This is a genomic window from Hydrogenophaga sp. A37 (genome assembly GCF_002001205.1).
Taxonomy (GTDB): Bacteria; Pseudomonadota; Gammaproteobacteria; order Burkholderiales; family Burkholderiaceae_C; genus Hydrogenophaga.
The window spans coordinates 1-253 of the sequence record NZ_MUNZ01000002.1 but is presented as its reverse complement, the minus strand read 5'-3'; the positions used below and the strand labels follow the sequence as shown (position 1 = coordinate 253).

Below are 253 nucleotides of genomic sequence, written 5' to 3'. Positions count from 1 at the left end.
CTGCAGGCTCCAGCCCACTACCTGACGGCTGAACAGGTCGATGACCGCAGCCAGGTACAGCCAACCCTCGTCGGTGGCGATATAGGTGATGTCTCCACTCCACAGCTGCTTGGGTGCCTCGGGGGTACCCTGATGGCCAGTCAAATTCCCCCGTCTATGGCCACCTCAAACTCCCCCACCTGAACTGATCGGGGATAGGGGTTAAACGCCGGCGTCGTCGGCACCTGTTGGCAGGACATTGATCCAGTCTTCC

1 pseudogene is annotated in these 253 nt (G+C 60.5%); it reads right to left on the bottom strand.

Features of this window, described 5'->3' with window-relative positions:
• Positions 1–123: pseudogene (locus tag B0E41_RS00005) on the bottom strand (DDE-type integrase/transposase/recombinase); the annotation flags it as partial.
• Positions 124–253 lie beyond the last annotated feature (130 nt).